Genomic DNA, 24,251 nt, shown 5'->3' with positions numbered 1-24,251 from the left:
GTGGGGCCGGCCGGGGAGAGCTCGCCGTACGAGGCGGTGCTGGGGGAGCGGATGCAGGAGCTGCATCCGCGCCTGCGCGGCTATTTCGCCGCGATCCCGCCCGGCTGGCACGGCTGGGGCGCCGGCGTCTTCGACACGGCCGGCACGCCGCGCCGCTGGCTGCGGCCCGTCCTCCGGGTTCTGCACCGCCAGGGCATCCTCCTGGCCGGCTGGCAGCGCGATGTGCCGTTCACGGTGCGCAACGAGCCCGGTGAGCGCCACACCGTCCGGGCCGTCCGGCGCTTCCACCTGCACAGCGGCGAGTGGGCGATGGTCGACGAGATCGGGCTGGACGGCCGCGGGCGCCTCATCGACCGGCTCGGGCACGCCGGGCTCGTCGAGGCCGAGTTCGCGGCGGACGTCGCCGGCGGCGCCCTCCGGCTGCGCTCCACCCGCGTCACCCTGTGCCTCGGCCGGCTGCGCCTGCGCGTCCCCGGGTTCCTGGCACCCACCGTGCTGCTCATCGAACGCTGGGACGACGCCGAGGAGCGGCAGGTCATCGCCCTGACGATGACGGCGCCCCTCCTCGGTACCCTGTACGAATACGGCGGCTCGTTCCGATACGAGATCCGCCAGGGGGAGGGGCACCCGTGACCAAGCGGATCGTGATCGCCGGGGCGTCCGGGTTCATCGGCCGGTACCTGGGCGAGCGCTACCGCGCGGCCGGGCACAGCGTGCAGACGATCGGACGCCGGGGCGCCGACGCCGACTGGACTGACCCCGCCGCCATCAGCCGGCTGCTCGACGGGGCCGACCTGCTCGTCAACCTCGCCGGCAAGAGCGTGAACTGTCGCTACACGGCGGCCAACCGTGCCGAGATCCTGCGCTCGCGCGTGGAGACGACGAGGCAGCTCGCCGACGCGATCGCCGCCTGCCAGAGCCCGCCGCCGCTCTGGGTCAACTCCTCGACCGCCACCATCTACAGGCACGCCGACGACCGCGCCATGACCGAGAGCACGGGCGAGATCGGCACCGGCTTCTCGGTGGGCATCGCCACCGCCTGGGAGCGCGCGTTCTTCGCGCGGGAGCTGCCGGGCACGCGCCGCGTCGCCCTGCGCATGGCGATCGTGCTCGGCGACGGCAGCGCGCTGCTGCCGCTCGTGAACCTGGCCCGCTTCGGACTCGGCGGCCCGCAGCGCGACGGCCGCTGGTTCGGCACGGCCGGCCGGCGTGCGGCGGGCACCTTCCACGAGTACCGGCCGACGGCCGGCCGGCAGCGCTTCAGCTGGGTGCACATCGAGGACGTCGGCAACATCATCGACTTCGTCGCGGCCCAGCCCGAGGTCTCCGGCGTGCTCAACGTCTCGGCGCCCGGCGCCTCCGACAACACCGAGCTCATGGGAACGCTCCGCCGCCTGGTGCGGATGCCGATCGGGCTGCCCACCACCCGCTGGATGCTGGAGCTCGGGTCGGCCGCGATCCGCACCGAGACGGAGCTCGTGCTGAAGAGTCGCTGGGTGGCACCGGAGCGCCTGACCGGGCTCGGCTACCGCTTCGAGCACCCCGAGCTGGAGCCGGCGCTGCGCGACATCCTGACCGAGAGGGCCACGAGATGAGCGCCCTCGGCCTCGGCGCGCTCGCCCTGCTCGCCGCCCTCGCGGCCACGGCCCTCCTGCTGCGCGCCGGCCAGCGCCGCCGCCCCGGCCGTACCGCGCAGTACGCCCCGCCGCCCGGCCAGGGCATCGTGACGGCCGCCGTTCTCACCCGCACCGAGCGCCGCGCCGCCGCGGCGGAGCTGGTGCACCTCGCCGTGCGGGGGAACGTGCGCTTCCTGGCCCCGGATGCCGCAGGCGGCAGCCTCCGCGTCGAGCTGCTGGACGGGCCACCGCTGGACGCGCAGCAGCGCGCACTGCTGGTGGCCGTGTTCGGCGCCCCGCCCCGACAGAAGCCCGGACAGACGCGCGGACAGAAGCCCGGACAGAAGCGCGGGCGTATCCGCCCGCGCCGGGCGATCGGACGCGACGCGAAGCTCGGCCGCGCCGTCCGCGGCGTGGTCGACACCGAGATCGCGCGGCTGAAGGCCTCAGGCGGCATCCTCCTGGACGCCGGCTGGCCCGCCGTCCTGATCCGCTGCGTCGCCGTCGCCGCACTGGGCTTGTACGCGCTCACCCTGATCTGGGCCCCGAGCCTCCCGGTGGCGCTGCTGGGCGGCGTCGGGGCGCTCGGGCTCGCCGCCGTCGCCGTGCTCACGCCGCCGCCCCGACTGCGGCGCTTCTCCGCAGCCTCCTTCGCGGTGCGCGACCACCTCGCCGGGCTGCGCGACTACATCGCGCTGGCCGAGGCCGACCGGCTGCGCTTCCTGCAGTCGCCCGCCGGCGCCCTGACCCGCCCTGTCGACACACCGGAGGGCCGGCTGGAGGCGCTCGTGCTGAACGAGAGGCTGCTGCCGTTCGCGGTGCTGTTCGGCCTGGAACGCGAGTGGGCGAGACAGCTGCAGACCGAGCGCCGCGAGCTCACGGCATCCGGCGTCCTGAACACCATCGACGGGGTCCAGCCGCTCGGCTTCCTCGGCGATCTCGGCCTGGACCTGCCCCTCGTCGAGCTGCTGGACGGGCTGCGCAGCCTCGACGTGGACCTGTCGCTGCTGGCCGGAATCGAGCTGCCCGACATCGACCTGGGAGCCCTGAGCCTCGACTTGTAACCCCCCTCGAAGACGGGCTAAGCTAGAACGTCACGTTTGTGACGATTTATCCGTATGCCCCTCGCAGATTTCACACAGCTCTACCCTGCGGGTGGCCCGAACTTGTCCGTACTGGAGCATCTACTACATGACAATCGTAACGACCGCCAAGGCACCCAAGCAGGTCGCCATCAATGACATCGGATCTGCTGAAGACTTCCTCGCCGCGGTCGAGAAGACTCTGAAGTTCTTCAACGACGGTGACCTCATCGAGGGCACTGTTGTGAAGATCGACCGCGACGAGGTTCTCCTCGACGTGGGATACAAGACCGAGGGCGTCATTCCCTCGCGTGAGCTGTCCATCAAGCACGACGTTGACCCGAGCGAGGTCGTCAACGTTGGCGACACCGTCGAGGCCCTCGTTCTCCAGAAGGAGGACAAGGAAGGTCGTCTCATCCTGTCCAAGAAGCGCGCACAGTACGAGCGTGCGTGGGGCGACGTTGAGAAGATCAAGGACGCCGATGGCGTTGTCACCGGTTCGGTCATCGAGGTCGTCAAGGGTGGCCTCATCGTTGACATCGGACTCCGTGGCTTCCTCCCGGCATCGCTCATCGAGCTGCGCCGTGTCCGCGACCTCACGCCGTACCTCGGCCAGGAGATCGAGGCCAAGATCCTCGAGCTCGACAAGAACCGCAACAACGTTGTGCTTTCGCGTCGCGCCCTGCTGGAGCAGACGCAGTCCGAGAGCCGCACCACCTTCCTGAACAACCTTCAGAAGGGTCAGGTCCGCAAGGGCGTCGTCTCCTCGATCGTCAACTTCGGTGCGTTCGTGGACCTCGGCGGCGTCGACGGCCTCGTGCACGTCTCGGAGCTCAGCTGGAAGCACATCGAGCACGCCTCTGAGGTTGTTGAGGTTGGCCAGGAAGTCACCGTCGAGATCCTCGAGGTTGACCTCGAGCGCGAGCGCGTGTCGCTGTCGCTCAAGGCAACGCAGGAGGACCCGTGGCAGGTCTTCGCCCGCACCCACGCCATTGGCCAGGTTGCACCGGGCAAGGTCACCAAGCTCGTTCCCTTCGGCGCGTTCGTTCGCGTTGCAGAGGGCATCGAGGGCCTCGTGCACATCTCGGAGCTCTCCGGCAAGCACGTTGAGCTCGCCGAGCAGGTTGTCTCGGTCGGCGACGAGGTCTTCGTCAAGGTCATCGACATCGACCTCGAGCGTCGCCGCATCTCGCTGAGCCTCAAGCAGGCCAACGAGGGTGTCGACCCCGAGGGCACCGAGTTCGACCCGGCCCTCTACGGCATGCTCACCGAGTACGACGAGCAGGGCAACTACAAGTACCCTGAGGGCTTCGACCCGGAGACCAACGAGTGGCGCGAGGGCTTCGACACCCAGCGCGAGGCGTGGGAGCAGCAGTACGCTTCCGCCCAGGCTCGCTGGGAGGCTCACAAGAAGCAGGTTGCAACCGCGAACGAAGAGGCTGCCGTTGCCGGCGAAGCCGCTGCGGCCGGTTCGACCTTCTCCAGCGAGTCCACCGGTGGTGGCACCCTCGCCGACGACGAGTCGCTCGCCGCTCTGCGCGAGAAGCTCTCCGGCGGCAACTAGTCACCAGCTAGGCGTTCTCTAGCGAGACAGTGAACGGGTCGGTCCTTCGGGACCGGCCCGTTTTCGCGTCCCCACTCGCGCCGCGTTGCCTATGCTGGGGGCATGCAGTCCGGCCGCCTCCAACAGCACGCAGACTCCTTCCGGCACGGGGCGGACGGCTACGACGCGCACCGGCCGGGCTACCCGGGGGACTGCGTCGACTGGCTGCGCGGCGGCTCGTCCACGCCCCTCGACGTGCTCGACCTCGGCGCAGGCACCGGCAAGCTGAGCGCGCAGCTCCGCGAGCGCGGCGACCGCGTCACCGCCGTCGACCCGTCCGCCGACATGCTGCGAGTCGCCGCCGAACGGATGCCGGGGCTCAGCACCCACGTCGGAACCGCCGAGCGCATCCCGCTGCCAGACTCCAGCGTCGACCTCGTCACCGTCGCGCAGGCCTGGCATTGGGTGGACGAGCAGCAGGCGACGCGCGAGGTGCTGCGCGTGCTCCGCCCCGGCGGCCGGCTCGGCCTCATCTGGAACAGCCGCGACGACACCGTGCCGTGGGTGGCCGCGCTCTCCGCCGCCATGCACCAGGGCGCGCACGCAGCCGGGTTCACGCCGGCCCTCGGCGCGGGGATGACCGTGCTGGCGCGGCAAGTCACGCGCTGGAACCAGCGGACGACGCGCGCCGGCATCCTCGGCCTCGCCACCACCCGCAGCTACTACCTGGTCGCCTCCCCGGCCGAGCAGAACGCCATGCTCGCCCGCGTCGAGGGCGTGCTCGATGCGCACCCGGAGACCCGTGCGGAGACGATCCTGCTGCCCTACGTCACCGAATGCTGGCTGGCTGCGGCCTGGCCCGACGCGAGCGCCTGAGCCGGCTCAGCCAGCGGAACAGCAGCAGCACGCCGCCGGCCATCGCCAGCAGCGCGAGGAGCGGCGCGAGGATCGCCAGCACCGACAGCACGACGCTGCTCACGTCCTCCGCGGCGCTGAGCACGGGGGCCGCCGCCCCCGCCGTCAGGGCGTTGGCGATCGGCCGCACCGACAGCTTAACCAGGTGCACGCCGAGGGCGATGACGGCGCCCAGGGCGATCGGGACCCACTGATTCGAGCTGAAGAAGGCCGCAGGGTCCGTGATCGCCACCGTGGTCGCCGTCGTGCCCGAGCCGAATGCCAGCCCGCCGGAGGTCGGCCGGATGACGGTCTGCAGCATGTCGTTGACCGAGTCCAGCCCGGGCACCTTGTCGGCGAGGACCTCCACCACCAGGAGCACCGCGAGGATGCCGAGCACCCACTCGTTCTGCAACCAGGCCCAGTTCGCCGGCAGCTCGACCAGCCCGGTGAACCGCGCGCCGAGCCCGATCAGCAGCAACGGGACGTAGGCATTCAATCCGGCGGATGCCGCCAGGGCGGTCCCCGTCAACAACTCCAGCATGCGCAGAGTCTGGCACGGATAAGGTGTGAATATGTATCTCATCGGCTTGACGGGCGGAATCGCCTCGGGCAAATCGACGGTGGCCCGCCGTCTCGTGCAACACGGCGCCGTGCTGGTGGATGCCGACGTGCTCGCGCGCAAGGCCGTGGAGCCGGGCACGCCGGCCCTCGCCGCCATCTGCGAGGCCTTCGGTGATCAGGTGCTGCGCGCCGACGGGAGCCTGGACAGGGAGAAGCTCGGCGCGATCATCTTCCACGACGACGCGGCCCGCGACACGCTCAACGCCATCGTGCACCCGGCCGTGCGCGAGCTCGGCGAGAAGATGAAGGCGGAGGCCGTTGCGGCCGACCCCGACGTCGTCATCGTGCACGACATCCCGCTGCTGGTCGAGGCCGGCCGGGCCGGGGAGGGCTTCGACAAGATCGTCGTCGTCGAGGCGCCGAAGAAGACCCGTGTCGCCCGGTTGGTCGAGGAGCGCGGGCTCGACCCCGCCCACGCCGTCGCCCGGGTCGAGGCGCAGGCCAGCGACGAGGAGCGCCGCGCCGTCGCCGACGTCGTGATCGACGCCGATGGCACCCTCGCCCACACCATGAGCCAGGTCGACGACCTCTGGCTGCAGATTCAAGCAGAGCGCGGTGTCGGCGGGCGTCCGTAGACTTGGGGCATGGAACCCACCCGCTCCGTCCGCCCCTTCGAAGTCGTCAGCGACTACACGCCGAGCGGTGACCAGCCCGGCGCCATCGCCGATCTGACCGCGCGCATCAACGCCGGCGAGACCGACGTGGTGCTCCTCGGCGCCACCGGAACGGGCAAGTCGGCGACGACGGCCTGGCTGGTCGAGGCGGTGCAGCGCCCCACCCTCGTGCTCGCCCACAACAAGACGCTGGCGGCGCAGCTGGCCAACGAGTTCCGCGAGCTGATGCCGCACAACGCCGTCGAGTACTTCGTCTCCTACTACGACTACTACCAGCCGGAGGCGTACGTCCCGCAGACCGACACCTTCATCGAGAAGGACAGCTCGGTCAACGCCGAGGTGGAGAGGCTCCGGCACTCCACCACCAACTCGCTGCTCAGCCGGCGCGACGTCATCGTCGTCTCCACCGTCTCCTGCATCTACGGCCTCGGCACGCCGGACGAGTACATGAACGCCATGGTCGCCCTCCAGGTCGGCCAGAAGATCGGCCGCGATGCCCTGGTGCGCAAGTTCGTCTCGATGCAATACCAGCGCAACGACATCGACTTCTCCCGCGGCAACTTCCGGGTGCGCGGCGACACCATCGAGATCATCCCCGTGTACGAGGAGCTGGCGATCCGCATCGAGATGTTCGGTGACGAGATCGAGGCGCTGTACTCGCTGCACCCGCTCACCGGCGATGTCGTGCGCAAGCTCGACTCCGTCGCCGTGTTCCCGGGGTCGCACTACGTCGCCAGCACCGAGGTGATGCAGAAGGCCATCGTCACGATCCGCGAGGAGCTGGAGTGGCGGCTGGCCCAGCTGGAGCGCGAGGGCAAGCTGCTGGAGGCGCAGCGGCTGCGCATGCGCACCAACTTCGACCTGGAGATGATGGAACAGATCGGCTTCTGCTCCGGCATCGAGAACTACTCCAGGCACATTGACCAGCGGGCGGTGGGGGAGGCCCCGCACTGCCTGCTCGACTACTTCCCCGACGACTTCCTCGTCGTCATCGACGAGTCCCACGTGACCGTGCCGCAGATCGGCGCCATGTACGAGGGCGACTCCTCGCGCAAGCGCACCCTGGTCGAGCACGGATTCCGGCTGCCGAGTGCGCTGGACAACCGGCCGCTCAAGTTCGACGAGTTCAAGAACCGCGTCGGCCAGGCCGTCTACCTCTCCGCCACGCCGGGCAAGTACGAGATGGCCATCGCCGACGGCGTCGTGGAGCAGATCATCCGCCCGACCGGCCTCGTCGACCCCGCCATCGTGCTGAAGCCGAGCAAGGGCCAGATCGACGACCTGCTCGAGGAGATCCGCATCCGCGCGGCCAAGGACGAGCGCGTGCTGGTCACCACCCTCACCAAGAAGATGGCCGAGGAGCTCACCGACTTCTTCACCGAGTCCGGCGTGCGGGTGCGCTACCTGCACTCGGATGTCGACACCCTCCGCCGGGTGGAGCTGCTCACCGAGCTGCGCCAGGGCGTCTACGACGTGCTCGTCGGCATCAACCTGCTGCGTGAGGGCCTCGACCTGCCCGAGGTGTCGCTCGTGGCGATCCTCGACGCCGACAAGGAGGGCTTCCTGCGCTCGGCGACCTCCCTCATCCAGACGATCGGGCGTGCCGCCCGCAACGTCTCCGGCGAGGTGCACATGTATGCCGACCGGGTCACCGACTCGATGGCGAAGGCCATCGAGGAGACCACCAGGCGGCGCGAGAAGCAGGTCGCGTACAACGAGCTGCACGGCATCGACCCGCAGCCGCTGCGCAAGCGCATCGCCGACATCACCGACGTGCTGGCCCGCGAGGAGGCAGACACCGCCGAGCTGCTGGCCGGCCGCGAGGGGCGCAAGAAGTCCCCGGTTCCGAACCTGCGCCGTGAGGGCATCGCCTCCGCCGGCGGCAACGAGCTGGAGTCGCTCATCGCCGACCTCAACGAGCAGATGCTGCAGGCCGCCGGCGAGCTGAAGTTCGAGCTGGCCGCGCGCCTGCGCGATGAGCTGTCCGAGATCAAGCGGGAGCTGCGCCAGATGGAGAAGGCCGGCCACCTTGACTGATCCCGCTCCGCTGCTGGTGCTCGCCGGGGTGCTCCTGGCGGGCTTCCTGCTGTGGCCGCTGCTGGGGCCACGGCTCGCCGCGTCCGAGCGGAAGCGCCGGCGGCGGAGCGCGGGCGGCGGCATGCTGGGCGTCGTCGACGAGGTGTTCCGGCCGCAGACCCACGAGGCGCACCTCGTCTGGGAGGCGCAGCAGGAGCTGCCCGCCCCGGCGCCCCTCCCGGGCGACGGCCCCCTCGGCGCCGGCCCGGTCCGAATCACCCTGCCGCCCTCCCGCTAGCGCCGCCCGTCGGCTCCCGGGCTTCGGGCGCTGCGCTGCTCGTCCCGCGGCGCGGCCCCTCCCGCTGGTCGAGTAGGCGCGCCAGCGCCGTATCGAGACCCCGTCCGCGACCTCGCTGGCTGCCGGCCAGATTCCCGTTGGCTCGAGGGAGCGCCAGCGACGGAGGCCGACGCTGTCGGCGCGCCGAGGGACCCCTGCACGGTACGAGGACGGCACACTGTGCGGAAGCCCCTGCTTGATGCGTCCTCGGGCGGCGTCCGAGGCGCTGACGCCACGGCCCTCGCCCAGCGCCACTTCGTGGCCGTCCGCGCCACATGATGTGGCGCAGAGCAGCACGAAGTGGGCGCACACTGCGGCTGCGGCCGGTGACTGGCGCGCGGCCCGTTGGTTTCCAGGGAGCGCCGGCGACGGAGGCCCACGCTATCGGCGCGCCGAGCGGGGGCTTCTGCACGATACGAGGACGCCACACTGTGCGGAAGCCCCCGCTTGATGCGTCGGCGGGCGGCGTCCGAAGCGCCGCCGCCCCGGCCCTCGCCCAGCGCCACTTCGTGGCCTTCCGCGCCACATCATGTGGCGCAGAGCAGCACGAAGTGGGGCACACTGCTGCATCCGCCGGTCGAAGCCGGGATCTCGACAGGCCCACTCGGCAGGAGTGCCGCTCGACGCGGCGGGGTCGGCGCCCACGCGCTGGCTGTATGTTCGCCACCAGCTTGTAGAACGAGTCTTCGAATGCGCCGTGTGTCTCCTAGACTTGTCTGGTGTCAGTTTCTCGAGTCGAATCCACGTCCAAGCTGAGCGTTCAGGGTGCCCGCGTGCACAACCTGCACAATGTCGACCTGGAGATCCCGCGCGATTCGCTCGTGGTCTTCACCGGGCTCTCCGGCTCCGGCAAGTCCTCACTGGCCTTCGACACGATCTTCGCCGAGGGGCAGCGCCGCTACGTCGAGTCGCTGAGCGCGTATGCGCGCCAGTTCCTCGGCCAAGTCGACCGCCCCGACGTCGACTTCATCGAGGGCCTCAGCCCGGCGGTCTCCATCGACCAGAAGTCGACCAACCGCAACCCGCGCTCCACCGTCGGCACCATCACCGAGATCTACGACTACATGCGCCTGCTCTGGGCCCGTGTCGGCGTGCCGCACTGCGCCGTCTGCGGCGAGAAGATCCAGAGCCAGACCGTGCAGCAGATCGCCGACCAGCTGATGGAGCTGGCCGAGGGAACGCGCTACCAGATCCTCAGCCCCGTCGTCTCGCAGAAGAAGGGCGAGTTCGTCGACCTGTTCAAGGAGCTGGCGGCCGGCGGCTACTCGCGCGCCATCGTCGACGGCGAGCAGATCCAGCTCTCCGACCCGCCCACCCTGAAGAAGCAGATCAAGCACGACATCGCCGTCGTCGTGGACCGCCTCGTCGCCGACCCCGAGCTGCTCAGCCGGCTCACCGACTCGCTCGAGACGGCGCTGCGCCTGACCGACGGCCTCGTCAAGATCAACTTCGTCGACAAGGAGGGCGATGAGGCCTGGCAGACGTTCTCGGAGAAGCTCTCCTGCCCGAACAACCACCCGATCCAGCTAACCGAGATCGAGCCGCGCACCTTCTCGTTCAACGCCCCGTTCGGCGCCTGCCCGGAGTGCTCCGGCCTCGGCACCCGGATGTCGGTCGACGAGGACCTGCTGCTCGGCGATCCGGAGCTCAGCATCGCCGAGGGCGTCATCCTGCCCTGGACCACCCAGGGCAAGGGCCTGTTCAGCTACTACGAGAAGCTGCTCGAGGGCCTCGCCCGCGACCTCGACTTCGACCTGACCACCCCGTGGGCGAAGCTGCCCGCGACCGTGCGCTCCGCCGTCATGAACGGCGACAACTTCGAGGTCAAGGTCAAGTGGAAGAACCGCTACGGCCGCGAGGTCAGCTACACCTCCGGCTTCGAGGGCGTCGTGCCCTACATCGAGCGGCAGTACGCCCAGGCCGAGACCGACAACCAGCGCGCCCGCTGGGCAGAGTACCTGCGCGAGGTCGCCTGCCAGGTCTGCAACGGCAAGCGGCTCAAGCCCGAGGTGCTCGCGGTGCACATCCACGGCGAGAGCATCGCGGATGTCTGTGAGCTCAGCCTCACGGATGCCCGCAGCTTCATGGACAAGCTGGAACTGACCGAGCGCGAGCAGGCCATCGCCGCCCAGGTGCTGCGCGAGATCAAGCTGCGCCTCGACTTCCTCGTCAAGGTCGGCCTCAACTACCTCAACCTGGCGCGCGCCGCCGCGACGCTCTCCGGCGGCGAGGCCCAGCGCATCCGCCTGGCCACCCAGATCGGCTCCGGCCTGACCGGCGTGCTCTACGTGCTCGACGAGCCGAGCATCGGCCTGCACCAGCGCGACAACCGCCGCCTGATCGAGACGCTCGTTGCACTCCGCGACCTCGGCAACACGCTCATCGTCGTCGAGCACGACGAGGACACCATCCGCACGGCCGACTGGATCGTCGACATCGGACCCGGCGCCGGCGTCAACGGCGGCCGCGTCGTGCACTCCGGCTCCTACGACGACCTGCTGACGAACACCCGCTCGCTCACCGGCGACTACCTGGCCGGACGGCGCCAGATCGTCACCCCGCACACCCGGCGCCCGGTCGACCCGGAGCGCCAGATCAAGGTCGTCGGCGCCCAGGCCAACAACCTGCGCAAGGTCAGCGCCGAGTTCCCGCTCGGCACCTTCACCGCCGTCACCGGGGTCAGCGGCTCCGGCAAGTCCTCGCTCGTCAACGACATCCTCTACCGGGTGCTCGCCAACAAGCTCAACGGCGCCCGCAAGCTGCCGGGCAAGCACACCCGGGTGACCGGGCTCGAGCAGCTGGACAAGGTGATCCACGTCGACCAGGCGCCGATCGGCCGCACCCCGCGTTCCAACCCGGCCACCTACACGGGCGTCTTCGACCGCATCCGCACCCTGTTCGCCGAGACGATCGAGGCGAAGACCCGCGGCTACCTGCCCGGCCGGTTCAGCTTCAACGTCAAGGGCGGCCGCTGCGAGACCTGCTCCGGCGACGGCACGATCAAGATCGAGATGAACTTCCTGCCCGACGTGTACGTCGACTGTGAGGTCTGCCACGGCGCGCGCTACAACCGGGACACCCTCACCGTGCACTACAAGGGCAAGAACATCGCCGAGGTGCTGCAGATGCCCATCAGCGAGGCGGCCGAGTTCTTCGAGCCCATCTCGGCGATCCACCGCTACCTGAAGACCCTCGTCGAGGTCGGCCTCGGCTACGTCACCCTCGGCCAGAGCGCCACCACCCTCTCCGGCGGTGAGGCGCAGCGCGTCAAGCTCGCCACCGAGCTGCAGAAGCGCTCCAACGGTCGCAGCGTCTACGTGCTCGACGAGCCGACGACGGGCCTGCACTTCGAGGACGTGCGGAAGCTCCTCATCGTGCTGAACAGCCTCGTCGACAAGGGCAACACCGTCATCGTCATCGAGCACAACCTCGATGTCATCAAGAGCGCCGACTGGGTCATCGACCTCGGCCCGGAGGGCGGCTCCGGCGGCGGCAAGATCGTCGCAACCGGCACGCCAGAGCAGGTCGCCGCCAACAAGAAGAGCCACACCGGCGTCTTCCTGAAAGAGGTGCTCGCAGCGGATGCCGCACCCCAGCGCTCCCAGCACCGCGCCGTGGCCGCAGGCTAGCCCGGGCGGCGGCGATGGCGAACGTTCTGAGCTACCGGCCCAAGACGGGGGAGATCCCCACCGAGCCGGGCGTCTACCGGTTCCGCGACGCCAACCGGCGGGTGCTCTACGTCGGCAAGGCGAAGAACCTGCGGGCCCGGCTGAGTAACTACTTCGCGCCGCTGGAGAGCCTGCACGAGCGCACCCGGCGGATGGTGACCACCGCCACCAGCGTCGAGTGGACCGTCGTCGGCAGTGAGGTCGAGGCGCTGCAGCTCGAGTTCACCTGGATCAAGGAATTCGACCCGCCGTTCAACGTCATGTTCAAGGACGACAAGTCCTACCCCTACCTCGCCGTCACCCTGGCCGATGAGGCGCCGCGCGCCCTCGTCACCCGCACCACCGGCATCAAGGGCGCCCGCTACTTCGGGCCGTACCCGAAGGTCTGGGCCGTCTACGACACCATCGAGCTGATGCTCAAGGCGTTCCCGATCCGCACCTGCAAGGACTCCGACTATAAGCGGGCCATGCTCTCCGGCAAGCCGTGCTTCGCCGGGCAGATCGGCCGCTGCTTCGGCCCCTGCTCCGGCCTCGTCACGATCGAGGAGCACCGCAAGATCGTGATGCGCTTCGTGAGCTTCATGGGCAGCCAGGACCGCAAGCTCATCAACGAGCTCACCCAGGAGATGAAGGCGGCATCCGCCGAGCTCAACTTCGAACTGGCCGCCAAGCGCCGCGACCAGGTGCTCGCGCTCGAGGCGGTGCTGGAGAAGAGCGCCGTCGTGCTGCGCGACTCCGTCGACATCGACCTGTTCGGCATCGTGCACGACGAGCTGGCCGCCGCCGTGCAGCAGTTCGTGGTGCGCAGCGGGCGCATCCGCGGTGTGCGCGGCTGGATGGTCGACAAGGGTCTGGACGCCTCCATGGGCGAGCTCGTCGACTCCATCGTGCAGACCGTCTACAACGAGTCCAACCCGCCGCCCCGGGAGATCGTGGTGCCAGAGCTGCCCGAGGACTCGGAGGCCCTCGAGGAGTGGCTGCGCGGCCTCGCCGGCGCCAAGGTGGGGGTGCGGGCCGCCCAGCGCGGCGAGAAGGCCGCGCTGCTGGCCACCGCCACCCAGAACGCCGCCCACTCGCTGATGCTCTACAAGACCCGGCGCAGCTCCGACTTCACCGCCAGGTCCAAGGCCCTCGAAGACATCCAGGAGGCGCTCGGGATGACGGAGGCGCCGCTGCGGATGGAGTGCTACGACGTCTCGCACCTCGGCGGCACCAACATCGTCGCCAGCATGGTCGTGTTCGAGGACGGCCTGCCGCGCAAGGACCAGTACCGGCGCTTCAACATCCCGGAGTCCACCGACGACACCGACTCCATCTACCGCACGCTGAGCAGGCGCCTGGCCTACCTGCGCGAGGAGCCGGAGCCGGAGGCAGCGGAGGGCGGCGAGAAGCGGCGCAAGTTCAGCTACCCGCCGAACCTGCTCATCGTCGACGGCGGCCAGCCGCAGGTCGAGGCCGCCGCTCGGGCGCTCCGGGAGTCCGGCGTGCAGGGAATCCAGCTCTGCGGCATCGCCAAGCGCCTCGAGGAGATCTGGCTGCCCGATTCCGAGTATCCCGTCATCCTGCCGCGCAACAGCGACGCCCTGTTCCTGTTCCAGCGCATCCGCGACGAGGCGCACCGCTTCGCGATCACCGCCCAGCGGGCCAGCCGCAAACGCGACATCGGCTCCGTTCTGGGCGAGGTGCCCGGTCTCGGGCCGGCCAGGGTGAAGGTGCTGCTCAAGCATTTCGGTTCCGTCGCACAGCTCAAACAGGCCACGGAGGAGCAGATTGCCGAGGTCCGCGGGGTCGGCCCCACCCTCGCACAGGCGATCTATCGGCACTTGCGCGCCTGAACGGCTCCGACGCTCGGTAGGCTGTAAGCCCACCAGTTCTTCTAGCGAAGGTGAGAATCTGCCATGGCGGATGCCCGGCAGCACGAGATGCTGATCGTCACGGGAATGTCCGGAGCCGGTCGTTCGACCGTTGCGAACGCCCTCGAGGACCTCGGTTGGTATGTCGTTGACAACCTGCCGCCGCAGATGCTGCGGCCGTTTGTGGACCTTGCCGGGCGTGCGGGGGCGAGCCTGCCCAAGATCGCGGCCGTCATCGACATCCGCGGCGGCGAGTTCTTCTCCGAGCTGCAGGACACCATCCAAGAGCTCCGCAAGGGCACGGCGCTGCGCGTCGTCTTCCTCGACGCCTCCGACGAGGTGCTGGTGCGCCGCTTCGAGTCCGTGCGCCGGCCGCACCCGCTGCAGGGCGACGGCACGCTGCTCGACGGCATCTCCGCCGAGCGCAACCGCATCGCCACCATCCGGGGCGCCAGCGACCTGATCATCGACACCTCCGGCCTGAACATCCACCAGCTGGCCACCGTCACCCGGGAGCACTTCTCCGAGGTGGATGCCGTCGGCGTCAGCGTCACGCTCCTCAGCTTCGGCTTCAAGTACGGGGTACCGGCCGACGCCGACCATGTCGCCGACGCCCGCTTCCTGCCCAATCCCTTCTGGATCCCAGAGCTCCGCGCTCAGACGGGGCTCGACAGCGATGTCGCCGCCTTCGTTCTGGAGCAGGCCGGTGCCCGGGAATTCCTCGCGCGCTACGCAGCCGCACTCGAGCCCGTGCTCGACGGCTACCAGCGCGAGAACAAACGTCACGTCACGATCGCCGTCGGTTGCACCGGCGGCAAGCACCGCTCCGTCGCCATGGTGAAGGAGCTGTCGACACTGATCGGCGCCCTTCCCCGGGTGGCCGTGAGTGTGCGACATCGAGACCTCGGACGCGAATAGGCGGTCGCACCCGGCCGCCTGTCCACGCCTTTTGGCACTGCAAAGAATGGAAACACGATTGGCTCTCACCGCCGACGTAAAAGATGAACTCTCCGTGGTCGAGGTCCCCAAGACCACGGTCCGAGCCGCCGAGCTCGCCACGATCCTGCGCTTCTCTGGGGGTCTGCACATGATCTCCGGGCGCATCGCCGTCGAGTCCGAACTGGACTCCACCGTGCTCGCGCGCCGTGTGCGCAAAGACCTCGCCGAACTCTACGGTGTGCGCAGCAGCGTCTCCGTGATCCCGGCCTCCGGCCTCCGCCGCACCAACAACTACCTCGTCCGCGTGCTGGAAGGCGGCGAGACGCTCGCCCGCCAGACCGGCCTGCTCGACGCCCGGCGCCGCCCCATCCGCGGCCTGCCGAACCGCCTCACCACGGGTTCGCGCGAGGAGATCGCCGCCGTCTGGCGTGGAGCGTTCCTGGCCGCCGGCACGCTGACCGATCCCGGTCGCTCCGCCGCCCTGGAGATCACCTGCCCGGGCAACGAGGCCGCCATGGCCCTCGTCGGCGCGGCCGGCCGGCTCGGCGTCGCCGCCAAGGCGCGCGAGGTGCGCGGCGTGCACCGCGTGGTCATCCGCGACGGCGACGCCATCAGCGCGATGCTCGTGCAGATGGGCGCCGAGCAGACCGTGCGCAACTGGGAGGAGCTGCGCCAGCGCCGAGAGGTGCGCGCCACCGCCAACCGCCTGGTGAACTTCGACGACGCCAACCTGCGCCGGAGCGCGCAGGCCGCTGTCGCCGCCTGTGCCCGCGTCGAGCGCGCCATGGAGATCCTCGGCTCCGACATCCCGGAGCACCTCAAGTATGCGGGGGAGCTGCGCCTGCGCTTCCGCGACTCCAGCCTGGACGAGCTCGGCCACCACGCCGAGCCGCCGATGACCAAGGACGCCGTCGCCGGCCGCATCCGTCGCCTGCTCGCCATGGCCGACAAGAAGGCCGCAGACCAGGGCATCCCCGGAACCGACGCAAACCTGCCCGCCGACCTGGACGACGCCTAGGGGTTGGCCATGAGGAACATACTCGGTGCCTCGGAGGGTGCCGTGATTAGACTGAAACGGTCGAAACCGGTCGCGACTCTCGCGGTCATGAAAGAGGAGACAATCAATGGCTGAATACACCTTGCCAGCACTTGCCTATGACTACTCGGCGCTCGAGCCGAGCATCAGCGGCGCCATCATGGAGCTGCACCACGGCAAGCACCACCAGGCCTACGTGACCGGGGCGAACACCGCGCTTGCCCAGCTCGCCGAGGCACGCGAGACCGGCAACCTGGCCAACGTGAACAAGCTGCAGAAGGACCTCGCGTTCAACCTCGGCGGCCACGTGAACCACTCCATCTTCTGGACCAACATGTCCCCGAACGGTGGAGACAAGCCGGTCGGCGAACTGGCCGCGGCCATCGACGACTTCTTCGGCTCCTTCGAGAAGTTCCAGGCCCACTTCACCGCCACCGCGCTCGGCGTGCAGGGCTCCGGCTGGTCCGTCCTGGCCTGGGACTCGATCGGCCAGCAGCTGATCATCCAGCAGTTCTTCGACCAGCAGGCCAACTTCGCTGCCGGCACCGTTCCGCTGCTCATGCTCGACGTCTGGGAGCACGCGTACTACCTGGACTACCGCAACGTGCGTGCCGACTACGTCAAGGCGTTTTGGAACATCGTGGATTGGTCGAACGTGCAGTCACGCTTCGACACTGCGCGAGTGAAGACCGAAGGCCTGCTGCTACTCTCATAGCAAGCGGTGTCCCCGGACCCCGTCTGGGGACACCGTCGTCTCATTCTTGTTTCGTCCATCTGCGCGCCTAGCGCCCCCAGTAACAGGAGTACTTTCGTGACCGTCAAGATCGGTATCAACGGATTCGGCCGCATTGGCCGCAACTACTTCCGCGCCGCCCTCGCCAAGGGCAGCGACATCGAGATCGTTGCAGTCAACGACCTCACGGACCCTAAGACGCTTGCCCACCTGCTGAAGTACGACTCGGTCGCCGGGCGCCTCGACGCCACGGTCGAGCTGCAGGGCGACACCATCGTCGTCAACGGCAAGGCCATCAAGGTCCTCGCCGAGCGCGACCCCGCCAACCTGCCCTGGGGCGAGCTGGGCGTCGACATCGTCATCGAGTCGACCGGCTTCTTCACCAAGGCTGAGCTGGCCCGCAAGCACATCGAGGCCGGCGCCAAGAAGGTTCTCGTCTCCGCTCCCGCCACCGGCGAGAACGTCGCGACGATCGTCCTCGGCGTCAACGAGTCCAGCTACGACGCCGCGACGCACGACGTCATCTCGAACGCGTCCTGCACCACCAACTGCCTCGCGCCGCTGGCTCAGGTGTTCCTCGACAACTTCGGCATCGAGCGTGGTCTGATGACCACCGTGCACGCCTACACCGCGGACCAGAACCTGCAGGACGGCCCGCACAGCGACCTCCGTCGTGCCCGTGCCGCAGCGGTCAACATCGTTCCGACCTCGACCGGTGCCGCCAAGGCCCTCGGCCTCGTCATCCCGGAGCTCGTCGGCAAGCTCGACGGCTACGCGCTGCGTGTCCCGATCCCCACCGGCTCCATCACCGACCTGACGGTCACCGCCTCGCGCCCCGTCACCGTCGAGGAAGTCAACGCCGCGTACAAGGCTGCGGCGGAGGGCCCCCTCAAGGGCATCCTCAGCTACACCGAGGACCCCATCGTCTCCAGCGACATCGTGGGCGACCCGCACTCCTCGATCTTCGACGCCGGCCTCACCAAGGTGATCGGCGACCAGGTCAAGGTTGCCTCGTGGTACGACAACGAGTGGGGCTACTCCAACCGCCTCGTCGACCTGACGACGTTCGTCGCCGCGAGCCTCTAGGCGGTAGGGCGTGACGCTTCGCACGATCGATTCCCTGGGCCCACTCGCCGGCAAGCACGTCATCGTGCGCTGCGACCTGAACGTCCCGCTGAAGGACGGTCAGATCACTGATGACGGTCGTGTGCGAGCGTCACTGCCCACCCTCACCGCGCTGCTCTCCCAGGGGGCCAGGGTGAGCGTCGTCTCGCACCTCGGGCGCCCTGACGGCGCGCCGGACGAGCGCTACAGCCTCGCCCCCGTTGCGGCCCGGCTCGGCGAGCTGCTCGGCAAAGACGTCGCCTTCGCCAGCGACACCGTCGGCGCCTCGGCGCAGGCGGCTGTCGCCGGCCTCGGCGACGGCGACATCGCGGTGCTGGAGAACCTCCGCTTCAACCCGGGGGAGACTTCCAAGGTCGCCGAGGAGCGCGCCGCCTTCGCGGCCCAGCTCGCCGCCTTCGGCGACGCCTTCGTCTCCGACGGCTTCGGCGTCGTCCACCGCAAGCAGGCCAGCGTCTACGAGCTCGCCGAACTGCTCCCGAGCGCTGCAGGCCTCCTCATCGTGGCCGAGCTCGAGGTGCTGGACCGCCTCACCGAGACCCCGGAGCGCCCGTACGCGGTCGTGCTCGGCGGCTCGAAGGTGTCCGACAAGCTCGGCGTGATCGGGCACCTGCTGCCCCGCGTCGACACCCTGCTCATCGGCGGCGGCATGCTCTTCACATTCCTCGCGGCCCTCGGCCACAAGGTCGGCTCCAGCCTGCTCGAGGCCGACCAGATCGACACTGTCACGGGCTACCTGGCCGAGGCCGAGCGCCTCGGCGTGCAGATCATCCTGCCGACGGATGTCGTCGTCGCCTCCAAGTTCGGTGCTGACGCCGAGGTGCTCGTGCGCCCGGCTGACGGCATCGAGGACACGCCGTTCGGCGCGTCCGGCCTGGGCCTGGACATCGGACCGGAGACGGCCGCGCGGTTCGCCGACGTCATCCGCTCGTCCAAGACCGTCTTCTGGAACGGCCCGATGGGCGTGTTCGAACTTGCACCATTCGCGGCGGGCACCCGTGCCGTCGCACAAGCACTGACCGAGGTCGACGGCCTCAGCGTTGTCGGCGGTGGCGATTCCGCCGCAGCCGTCCGCGCACTCAATTTCAACGATGACCAGTTTGGTCACATTTCTACCGGCGGCGGCGCCAGCCTCGAGTTCCTCGAGGGCAAGCGCCTCCCCGGGCTGGAGGTACTCGGATGGTAGTGAACAGAACCCCGCTCATCGCGGGCAACTGGAAGATGAACCTGGACCACCTCCAGGCCATCGCGTTTGTGCAGAAGCTGGCCTGGAACCTGAGTGAGGCCAAGCACGACTTCGCCGCCGTCGAGGTGGCGGTGTTCCCGCCGTTCACCGACCTGCGCAGCGTGCAGACCCTGGTCTCCGCCGACAAGCTGCCGCTGGCCTTCGGCGCGCAGGATGTCTCCGAGCACGTCTCCGGTGCATACACCGGTGAGATCTCGGCCGCGTTCCTCGCCCAGCTCGAGTGCCGCTACGTCATCATCGGCCACTCCGAGCGGCGCACGCTGCACGGTGAGACCGACGAGCAGGTCGCCGCGAAGTCGGCTGCGGCGCTCGCCCACAACATCGTGCCGATCATCTGCGTCGGCGAGACCGCAGAGGACCTCGAGAAGCACGGCCCGAGCGCCGTGCCCGTCGCCCAGCTGCGCGCGGCCCTCGCCGGTGTGACCGGTGCGGCCGACATCGTCGTCGCCTACGAGCCCGTCTGGGCGATCGGCTCCGGCCAGGCGGCAACGCCCGAGCAGGCCGAGCAGGTCGCGGCCGCGCTCCGTGGCGTGCTCGCCGAGGTTCTCGGCGAGGATGTCGCCGGCAAGACGCGCATCCTCTACGGCGGGTCCGTGAAGTCCGGCAACATCGCCGGTTTCATGCGCGAGCCGAACGTCGACGGCGCCCTCGTGGGCGGCGCGAGCCTCGACATCGCCGAGTTCGCGGCCATCAGCCGCTTCCAGCAGCACGTCGGTCTCTAACCGGGCGATTTCCCGCAACAGCACCCGCTCTGGCGCGGCATCCTCCCCGAGGATGCCGCGTCAGGCTATAATCGTCTGTGGTCTTGGCGCGGCGTTCCTGCTTCGCATTGTGAAAGGTTTCTTGTGGAAATTCTCCAGGTTGTAATGCAGGTTGTGCTCGGTTTGACGAGCCTGCTGCTGACCATGCTCATTCTGCTGCACAAGGGCCGCGGTGGCGGCCTCTCCGACATGTTCGGCGGCGGCATGACCAGCAACCTCGGGGCCTCCGGCGTCGCGGAGCGCAACCTCAACCGCATCACCGTCATCCTCGGCCTGGTCTGGGTCTCGAGCATCATCGTGCTCGGCCTCATCACCAAGTTCGACACCGGCTTGTAATTCCGTGGTGCCCGAGCGGGCACCACACTCGCGCCCGCCCCGGCGGGCGCTTTCTCACAGCACCATCTTTTAGCAGCGGAGGCAGCCATGGCATCAGGCGGCAGTGCAATTCGAGGGTCGCGCGTTGGCGCCGGCCCCATGGGCGAACAGGACCGCGGCTACCACGCGGACCGTGTGGCCATTTCCTACTGGGACGCGCTCGGCAACGAGACGATCCGGTACTTCTCGGCCACTCTGCCGGACGAGGAGATCCCCGTCACCATCGACTCCCCGCAGTCGGGGCTGCCGGCCGGGCGCGACAAGGAGAACCCTCCGTCTGTCGCCAAGCTCGAGCCGTACAAGACCCACCTCGCCTACGTGAAGGAACGTCGCACGGAGGAGGAGGCAGAGCAGCTCCTCGAGGAGGCTCTCGAGCAGCTCCGCGTGCGCCGCGGCAAGGTCGTCGCGGGCTAGTCTCCACCCAGGCAACAGAAAAGCCCCAGCCATCGGCTGGGGCTTTTCTGCTGCCTGCTGTCAGTAGGACGGGGCGATGAGCGCCTCCGGCACCTCGGCGGCCGCGTCGCGGTCGACGAAGAAGACGGTCCGCTTGCGGCCCTTGATGCCGCCGGCGGGGACCTCGTCGCGGCTGGCCCCGGCCAGCGCCAGGCCGAGCGCCGGCGCCTTGTCGGAGCCGGCGAGCACCATCCACACCCGGTCGGAGTGGTTCAGCACCGGGCGGGTCAGGCTGAGCCGTTCCGCCGGGGGCTTCGGCGAGTTGCGAACGGCGATCACCGTGCGGTCCTCGACCTGGATGCCGGAGCGGTGCGGGAACAGCGAGGCGATGTGCCCGTCGGGCCCGACGCCGAGGAAGGTGATGTCCAGGCGCGGCAGCTCCGCGCCGTCCTCCGCGTGCGCGGCCAGTTCGGCGGCGTAGTGCTCGGCGGCCTCGTCGAGCCCCAGCGGTCCGTCCGACGCCGGGAAGCGGTGGATGTTGCCGGCCGGGATGTCGATGTGGCTGAGCAGTGCGTCGAAGGCCTGCTGGTCGTTGCGCTCGGCGTCGCCGGCCGGGAGCCAGCGCTCGTCGCCCCACCAGAAGTGGATCCGCGACCAGTCCAGGGTGTCCCTGGCGGCCGACTCGTTGACGGCGGCGAGCACGCCGGAGCCCATCGATCCGCCGGTCAGCACGATGTTGGCGCTGCCCAGGTCATCGAGGATGTCGAGCGTCTTGGTGATGAAGCGGGCGGCGACGGAGCCGGCCAGCGCCTGCTTGTCTGGGTGCACCAGCACCCGGCGCTCGTTGGTCATGCGGCCGTTCCCGTCGTGATCGGTGTTGCCGGCCCGAGTGTCGCCAGGGCCCGGGTGATGACCTGGCCGTAGAGCTCGTCGGGGTCGAGCCTGCGCAGCTCGTCGGCCAGGCAGTCGCGGAGGTTGCGGCGGGGCAGCGCGAGCGAGTGCGTCGGCTGCTTCGGCTGAGTGAGCCGGGCCACGCCGCCGCCGGTGCGGCTCAGCTCGATCGCCCCGGTCGGGCGCTCCAGGCGCACGCTGTGGATGCCGTGCGAGGTGGCGCCGGGAGTGAGCACGTACTCGGTGTCCGCCTGCAGGGCGTCGTGCAGCCAGGCGCTCAGCAGCGTCGTCGAGGGGGAGTCGTCGCTGCCCTCGACCCGCACCGAGGTGACGGGGGAGTACGGCGGCTGGTCCAGCACGGCGGCCAGCTGGGCACGCCAGAGCGTCAGCCGGGTCCAGGCGAAGTCGATGTCGCCCGGCCGGTAGCTCTCGGCGAGCTGCTGCAGCGCGGCCTGCGGCTCCGGCTGGGCGGAGGCGTCCGTGATGCGGCGGTGCGCGATGCGGCCGAGCGGGGCGAGCCCGGGCACGGCGGGCGCGATGCCGGGCCACCAGGTGACGACGGGGGCGTCCGGCAGCAGCAGGCCCATGACGAGGCTCTGCTCGTCGGATGCCGCCTCCCCGCTGGCCCGCAGGATGATGACCTCGCTGGCGCCGGCGTCGCCGCCGACGCGGATCTCGGCGTCCAGCCGCGCCTCGGCCGCCTGGCCGTCATCGGCCGGGTTGGTGCAGACGACGAGGACGCGCATCGGGTGCTCGCGGGAGGCGTCGTTGGCGGCCTCGATGGCCTCCTCCTCCGAGCCCGTCGAGGCGGCGATGATGAGGGTCAGCACGCGGCCGAGGGCCACGACGCCGTTCTCCTCGCGCATCTTGACCAGGGCCTTGGAGACCTGGCTGATGGTGGTGTTGGGCAGGTCGATGATCATGGACGCCTCCAGACGCGGCCGTCGCGGGCCAGAAGATCGTCGGCGGAGCTGGGACCCCAGCTGCCGGGGCTGTACTGTTCGGGCTGGCCCTGGGTCTCCCAGAACTCCTCGATCGGGTCGAGGATCTTCCAGGACAGCTCGACCTCCTCGTGCCGGGGGAAGAGCGGCGGGTCGCCGAGCAGCACATCGAGGATGAGCCGTTCGTAGGCCTCGGGGCTCGCCTCGGTGAAGGCGTGGCCGTAGCCGAAGTCCATGGTGACGTCGCGCACCTGCATGCCGGCGCCGGGAACCTTGGAGCCGAAGCGGATCGTGACGCCCTCGTCGGGCTGCACCCGGATCACGAGGGCGTTCTGGCCGAGCTCGGAGGTCTGGCTGTCGGCGAAGAGCTGCTGCGGTGCCCGCTTGAACACCACGGCGATCTCGGTCACGCGGCGGCCGAGGCGCTTGCCCGCGCGCAGGTAGAACGGCACGCCGGCCCAGCGGCGGGTGCCGATGGTCAGCTTCATCGCCGCGTAGGTCTCGGTGAGCGACTCCGGGTCCATGCCGTCTTCCTCGAGGAAGCCGAGAACCTTCTCGCCACCCTGCCAACCGCCCGCGTACTGGCCGCGGGCCGTGCCGGCGCCGAGGTCTTCCGGCAGTCGCACGGCGGCGAGCACCTTCTCCTTCTCGGCGCGCAGCGCGGAGGCGTCGAACGAGATCGGCTCCTCCATCGCGGTCAGGGCGAGCAACTGCAGCAGGTGGTTCTGGATGACGTCGCGGGCCGCGCCGATGCCGTCGTAGTAGCCGGCGCGGCCGCCGACGCCGATGTCCTCGGCCATCGTGATCTGCACGTGGTCGACGTAGTTGGCGTTCCAGATCGGCTCATAGAGCTGGTTGGCGAAGCGCAGGGCGAGGATGTTCTGCACCGTCTCCTTGCCCAGGTAGTGGTCGATGCGGAACACCGAGTCGGCGGGGAACACCGACTCGACGACGGCGTTCAGCTCGCGCGCCGTCTTGAGGTCGCTGCCGAACGGCTTCTCGATCACGACACGGCGCCAGGCGCCGTCCTCGCCGACGGCCAGGCCGGACTTGCTCAGCTGCTCGGTCACCTGCGGGAACGCCTTCGGCGGGATCGAGAGGTAGAACGCATGGTTGCCCATGGTTCCACGCTCCCGATCCAGCTTCTCGATGGTGTCCTTGAGGCGCTCGAACGAGGACTCGTCGTCGAAGGTTCCCGAGACGAACCGGATTCCCTGGGCCAACTGGGCCCACACTTCCTCACGGAACTCGGTGCGCGCATACTGCTTGACAGCGTCGTGCACGATCTCCATGAAGTCCTGGTCGGCCCAGTCCCGGCGGGCGAAGCCCACCAGTCCGAAGCCGGGCGGCAGGAGGCCGCGGTTTGCCAGGTCGTACACGGCCGGCATCAGCTTCTTGCGCGACAGGTCACCCGTCACGCCGAAGATGATGAGCCCGCTCGGACCGGCGATCCGGTTCAAGCGGTAGTCGGACGGTGACCGAAGTGGGTTGGAATCCGCGGTGATGTTCACCGGTGGCATGAAACTCCTCGAAAAAGTGGCAGCTGGGTTCAGGTGGAGCCGGGTTC

The 24,251-nt window shown here is 69.3% G+C and carries 22 protein-coding genes; 18 read left to right on the top strand and 4 right to left on the bottom strand.

Annotated elements, in window-relative coordinates; all coding sequences use genetic code 11:
* The 5 genes from GY24_RS00495 to GY24_RS00475 all read left to right on the top strand — a co-directional run bounded on the left by GY24_RS00495 (position 1) and on the right by GY24_RS00475 (position 5,117).
* Entirely contained in the window at positions 1 to 633 is a 633-nt protein-coding gene (locus tag GY24_RS00495; RefSeq protein WP_233279117.1) for a DUF4166 domain-containing protein, read from the top strand.
* Complete coding sequence (locus tag GY24_RS00490; protein ID WP_104473859.1) at positions 630 to 1,595, top strand: epimerase; 966 nt, start codon at positions 630 to 632, stop codon at positions 1,593 to 1,595. The genes GY24_RS00495 and GY24_RS00490 overlap by 4 nt, the downstream gene beginning before the upstream one ends.
* Positions 1,592 to 2,680, top strand: coding sequence for a DUF2207 domain-containing protein (locus GY24_RS00485; RefSeq protein ID WP_104473858.1), 1,089 nt, complete (start codon positions 1,592 to 1,594; stop codon positions 2,678 to 2,680). The genes GY24_RS00490 and GY24_RS00485 overlap by 4 nt, the downstream gene beginning before the upstream one ends.
* 127 nt (positions 2,681 to 2,807) lie before the next feature.
* Positions 2,808 to 4,262 (top strand): 30S ribosomal protein S1, encoded by a 1,455-nt coding sequence (rpsA, locus tag GY24_RS00480; RefSeq protein ID WP_104473857.1) that lies wholly within the window; start codon positions 2,808 to 2,810, stop codon positions 4,260 to 4,262.
* Between the two features lie 102 nt (positions 4,263 to 4,364).
* Positions 4,365 to 5,117, top strand: coding sequence for a class I SAM-dependent methyltransferase (locus tag GY24_RS00475; RefSeq protein WP_104473856.1), 753 nt, complete (start codon positions 4,365 to 4,367; stop codon positions 5,115 to 5,117).
* Here the strand turns inward: GY24_RS00475 and GY24_RS00470 are convergent.
* A complete protein-coding gene (locus GY24_RS00470; RefSeq protein ID WP_104473855.1) occupies positions 5,071 to 5,679 on the bottom strand; it encodes a DUF4126 domain-containing protein in 609 nt (202 codons plus the stop codon). The genes GY24_RS00475 and GY24_RS00470 overlap by 47 nt on opposite strands.
* Before the next feature lie 31 nt (positions 5,680 to 5,710).
* Between GY24_RS00470 and coaE the strand changes: the two genes are divergently transcribed.
* From coaE to GY24_RS00405, 13 genes are all read left to right on the top strand, one after another.
* Positions 5,711 to 6,334, top strand: coding sequence for a dephospho-CoA kinase (gene coaE, locus GY24_RS00465; protein WP_104473854.1), 624 nt, complete (start codon positions 5,711 to 5,713; stop codon positions 6,332 to 6,334).
* Between the two features lie 9 nt (positions 6,335 to 6,343).
* The gene (gene uvrB, locus GY24_RS00460) at positions 6,344 to 8,410 is read left to right on the top strand and encodes an excinuclease ABC subunit UvrB (protein WP_083363854.1); all 2,067 of its coding nucleotides are present in this window, start codon (positions 6,344 to 6,346) and stop codon (positions 8,408 to 8,410) included.
* Complete coding sequence (locus GY24_RS00455; protein WP_133161073.1) at positions 8,403 to 8,687, top strand: hypothetical protein; 285 nt, start codon at positions 8,403 to 8,405, stop codon at positions 8,685 to 8,687. The genes uvrB and GY24_RS00455 overlap by 8 nt, the downstream gene beginning before the upstream one ends.
* A 758-nt stretch (positions 8,688 to 9,445) precedes the next feature.
* A complete protein-coding gene (gene uvrA / locus GY24_RS00450) occupies positions 9,446 to 12,355 on the top strand; it encodes an excinuclease ABC subunit UvrA (RefSeq protein ID WP_104473852.1) in 2,910 nt (969 codons plus the stop codon).
* 14 nt (positions 12,356 to 12,369) lie between these two features.
* Complete coding sequence (gene uvrC, locus GY24_RS00445; protein WP_104473851.1) at positions 12,370 to 14,229, top strand: excinuclease ABC subunit UvrC; 1,860 nt, start codon at positions 12,370 to 12,372, stop codon at positions 14,227 to 14,229.
* A gap of 63 nt (positions 14,230 to 14,292) precedes the next feature.
* Positions 14,293 to 15,165, top strand: a complete 873-nt coding sequence (gene rapZ / locus GY24_RS00440; protein ID WP_104473850.1) for an RNase adapter RapZ — start codon at positions 14,293 to 14,295, stop codon at positions 15,163 to 15,165.
* 58 nt (positions 15,166 to 15,223) lie between these two features.
* Positions 15,224 to 16,204 (top strand): DNA-binding protein WhiA, encoded by a 981-nt coding sequence (gene whiA, locus GY24_RS00435; RefSeq protein ID WP_104473849.1) that lies wholly within the window; start codon positions 15,224 to 15,226, stop codon positions 16,202 to 16,204.
* A gap of 106 nt (positions 16,205 to 16,310) precedes the next feature.
* Positions 16,311 to 16,937: a superoxide dismutase gene (locus tag GY24_RS00430; RefSeq protein WP_104473848.1), complete on the top strand. Its 627-nt coding sequence runs from the start codon at positions 16,311 to 16,313 to the stop codon at positions 16,935 to 16,937.
* A gap of 96 nt (positions 16,938 to 17,033) precedes the next feature.
* On the top strand, positions 17,034 to 18,041 hold the full coding sequence (gene gap / locus GY24_RS00425) for a type I glyceraldehyde-3-phosphate dehydrogenase (RefSeq protein WP_083363861.1): 1,008 nt from the start codon (positions 17,034 to 17,036) through the stop codon (positions 18,039 to 18,041).
* Between the two features lie 10 nt (positions 18,042 to 18,051).
* Positions 18,052 to 19,263 carry a phosphoglycerate kinase gene (locus tag GY24_RS00420; protein ID WP_083363862.1) on the top strand — a complete coding sequence of 404 codons (1,212 nt, stop codon included), beginning with the start codon at positions 18,052 to 18,054 and terminating at the stop codon, positions 19,261 to 19,263.
* Positions 19,257 to 20,045, top strand: a complete 789-nt coding sequence (gene tpiA / locus GY24_RS00415; RefSeq protein WP_083363863.1) for a triose-phosphate isomerase — start codon at positions 19,257 to 19,259, stop codon at positions 20,043 to 20,045. The genes GY24_RS00420 and tpiA overlap by 7 nt, the downstream gene beginning before the upstream one ends.
* A gap of 123 nt (positions 20,046 to 20,168) precedes the next feature.
* On the top strand, positions 20,169 to 20,420 hold the full coding sequence (gene secG / locus GY24_RS00410; RefSeq protein ID WP_083363864.1) for a preprotein translocase subunit SecG: 252 nt from the start codon (positions 20,169 to 20,171) through the stop codon (positions 20,418 to 20,420).
* A gap of 87 nt (positions 20,421 to 20,507) precedes the next feature.
* Entirely contained in the window at positions 20,508 to 20,873 is a 366-nt protein-coding gene (locus GY24_RS00405) for an RNA polymerase-binding protein RbpA (RefSeq protein ID WP_104473847.1), read from the top strand.
* 60 nt (positions 20,874 to 20,933) lie between these two features.
* Here GY24_RS00405 and pgl read toward each other — a convergent pair whose 3' ends face one another.
* The 3 genes from pgl to zwf are packed head-to-tail and all read right to left on the bottom strand — an operon-like array spanning position 20,934 to position 24,204.
* Entirely contained in the window at positions 20,934 to 21,704 is a 771-nt protein-coding gene (pgl, locus tag GY24_RS00400; RefSeq protein ID WP_104473846.1) for a 6-phosphogluconolactonase, read from the bottom strand.
* The gene (locus GY24_RS00395) at positions 21,701 to 22,666 is read right to left on the bottom strand and encodes a glucose-6-phosphate dehydrogenase assembly protein OpcA (protein WP_104473845.1); all 966 of its coding nucleotides are present in this window, start codon (positions 22,664 to 22,666) and stop codon (positions 21,701 to 21,703) included. The genes pgl and GY24_RS00395 overlap by 4 nt, the downstream gene beginning before the upstream one ends.
* On the bottom strand, positions 22,663 to 24,204 hold the full coding sequence (zwf, locus tag GY24_RS00390; RefSeq protein ID WP_104473844.1) for a glucose-6-phosphate dehydrogenase: 1,542 nt from the start codon (positions 24,202 to 24,204) through the stop codon (positions 22,663 to 22,665). Before zwf ends, GY24_RS00395 begins: the two co-directional genes overlap by 4 nt.
* Between the last annotated feature and the right edge of the window lie 47 nt (positions 24,205 to 24,251).

This window comes from Microterricola pindariensis (genome assembly GCF_002936985.1).
GTDB classification, from domain to species: domain Bacteria; phylum Actinomycetota; class Actinomycetes; order Actinomycetales; family Microbacteriaceae; genus Microterricola; species Microterricola pindariensis.
This window is presented reverse-complemented; position numbering and strand designations above follow the sequence as displayed.